Origin of the sequence: Bartonella elizabethae F9251 = ATCC 49927 (genome assembly GCF_000518165.1) — a bacterium.
Lineage (GTDB): Bacteria > Pseudomonadota > Alphaproteobacteria > Rhizobiales > Rhizobiaceae > Bartonella > Bartonella elizabethae.
In genome coordinates this window covers 35,001-37,950 of sequence record NZ_JADB01000015.1, presented here as the reverse complement: position 1 = coordinate 37,950, position 2,950 = coordinate 35,001, and the positions used below count along the sequence as shown (strand labels likewise).

1 tRNA gene and 2 rRNA genes (1 of these 3 running past the window's edge) are annotated in these 2,950 nt (G+C 50.0%); all 3 read right to left on the bottom strand.

Annotated features, from left to right (window positions below):
• Positions 1–354: 354 nt before the first annotated feature.
• Positions 355–431, bottom strand: a tRNA-Met gene (locus T429_RS0107520).
• A gap of 111 nt (positions 432–542) precedes the next feature.
• Positions 543–657 (bottom strand): 5S ribosomal RNA (gene rrf, locus T429_RS0107515).
• A gap of 56 nt (positions 658–713) precedes the next feature.
• Positions 714–2,950 (bottom strand): 23S ribosomal RNA (locus T429_RS0107510) (it continues 577 nt past the right edge of the window).

Below are 2,950 nucleotides of genomic sequence, written 5' to 3'. Positions count from 1 at the left end.
CTTAGAGGGGATCGTGTATTGGCATAATCTAACGCCTCACGTTGGTAACATCTCACATTGATTTTTTGTCGCGTAAGGGAATTTGATTTTGTCCATAGCCTCACCCTAGGCTTTGTAGAGGCAGAGCCAACACTCCTGCATATATGTGCAATATTTGTTTTTTTGTGTAGGGGGGATTGGATTTCGCTCATGCCTCCCATGAGCTATGCATGAAGGTTTTCAATCATAATCTCGCGCAATTGAGTGCTTCAGGAGCGCTTATTTTCCCGTCTGATTTTATTTTCTATCACAGCAGTTGTTTAGGTTTGAAGCAGCAAGTTGTGAGTTTTTTTGAGGAGATTATAGAGATTATTTTGGTTGCGGGGGCAGGATTTGAACCTGCGGCCTTCAGGTTATGAGCCTGACGAGCTACCGGGCTGCTCCACCCCGCGTCATCTATATTAAAACAAGAGTTTTTTGTTGTCTAGCAAATGTATAGATTATGTTATTTTTAATTTTTATTTTTCTATCAGAAGATTTGAGAATTTTTATGCATTTAGCAGACCTGGCGGCGACTTACTCTCCCGTGCCTTAAGGCAAAGTACCATCAGCGCTGGAGCGTTTCACGGCCGAGTTCGGGATGGGATCGGGTGCGTTCACTCCGCCATAACCACCAAGTCAGCAAAATGCATAAGAAGAGAAGCTGGATTACAGAATGAATATAGGAAATGGGAACGATCAAGTCGATCGAACGATTAGTATCAGTAAGCTTCATGTGTTACCACACTTCCACACCTGACCTATCAACGTGGTGGTCTACCACGGTTCTCAGGGAATACTTGTTTTCAGGTGAGTTTCCCGCTTAGATGCCTTCAGCGGTTATCTCGTCCGTATATAGCTACCCTGCTATGCGGCTGGCGCCACAACAGGTCCACCAGAGATACGTCCATCCCGGTCCTCTCGTACTAGGGACAGGTCCTGTCAATATTCCAACACCCACGGCAGATAGGGACCGAACTGTCTCACGACGTTCTGAACCCAACTCACGTACCGCTTTAAATGGCGAACAGCCATACCCTTGGGACCTGCTCCAGCCCCAGGATGCGATGAGTCGACATCGAGGTGCCAAACAACCCCGTCGATATGGACTCTTGGGGGTCATCAGCCTGTTATCCCCGGCGTACCTTTTATCCGTTGAGCGATGGCCCTTCCACACGGGACCACCGGATCACTATGACCGTCTTTCGACTCTGCTCGACTTGTCAGTCTCACAGTCAGGCAGGCTTATGCCATTGCACTCAACAAACGATTTCCGACCGTTCTGAGCCTACCATCGCGCGCCTCCGTTACTCTTTAGGAGGCGACCGCCCCAGTCAAACTACCCACCATACACGGTCCCGAATCCGGCTTACGGACTGCGGTTAGACATCCATATTGGTAAGGGTGGTATTTCAAGGATGGCTCCACGGGGGCTGGCGCCCCTGCTTCAAAGCCTACCACCTATCCTACACATACAAACACAAATGCCAGTGTAAAGCTATAGTAAAGGTGCACGGGGTCTTTCCGTCTAACCGCAGGAACCCCGCATCTTCACGGGGAGTTCAATTTCACTGAGTCTACGTTGGAGACAGCGGGGAAGTCGTTACGCCATTCGTGCAGGTCGGAACTTACCCGACAAGGAATTTCGCTACCTTAGGACCGTTATAGTTACGGCCGCCGTTTACTGGGGCTTCAATTCAATGCTTGCACATCTCCTCTTAACCTTCCAGCACCGGGCAGGCGTCAGACCCTATACGTCGTCTTGCGACTTCGCAGAGCCCTGTGTTTTTGGTAAACAGTCGCTACCCCCTGGTCTGTGCCACCCTCTAACGGTTGCCCGCTAAAGGGTCACGCTTCTTCCGAAGTTACGCGTGCAATTTGCCGAGTTCCTTCAACGTAGTTCTCTCAAGCGCCTTAGTATTCTCTACCAGTCCACCTGTGTCGGTTTCGGGTACGGTCTATAATGTGGGAGCTATTTCCTGGGACTGCTTCACTGCAAGATCAATCCAATAAGATCTTACAATACACGCAATCCGTCACTACCCACAGGTCCACGAATATTAACGTGGTTCCCATCGACTACGCCTTTCGGCCTCGCCTTAGGGGCCGACTAACCCTGCTCAGATTAACTTTAAGCAGGAACCCTTGGACTTTCGGCGAGGGAGTCTCTCACTCCCTTTATCGTTACTCATGTCAGCATTCTCACTTCCGATACCTCCAGGAGCTCTCACGAGTCTCCCTTCACAGGCTTACGGAACGCTCCGCTACCACTTACTCCAAAAGGAGTAAATCCACAGCTTCGGTGTATGGCTTTAGCCCCGTTACATTTTCGGCGCAGGGACCCTTATTTAGACCAGTGAGCTGTTACGCTTTCTTTAAATGGTGGCTGCTTCTAAGCCAACATCCTGGTTGTTTTGGGATCCTCACATCCTTTCCCACTTAGCCATAACTTGGGGACCTTAGATGGTGGTCAGGGTTGTTTCCCTCTCCACGACGGACGTTAGCACCCGCCGTGTGTCTGCTAGTTAGTTCTTCCAGGTATTCGGAGTTTGGTTAGGTTTGGTAATCCGGTGAGGACCCCTAGCCCATCCAGTGCTCTACCCCCTGGAGAATTCGACTAACGCTCTACCTAAATAGATTTCGCGGAGAACCAGCTATTTCCGAGTTTGATTGGCCTTTCACCCCTAGCCACAAGTCATCCCAATCTATTGCAACAGATACGGGTTCGGCCCTTCAGTAAGTGTTACCTTACCTTCAGCCTGCTCATGGCTAGATCACTCGGTTTCGGGTCTAATCCAACGAACTGATCGCCCTATTCAGACTCGCTTTCGCTACGCCTACACCTACCGGCTTAAGCTTGCTCGTTGGACTAAGTCGCTGACCCATTATACAAAAGGTACGCCGTCACCCAGAACAAATCTTGGGCTCCGAC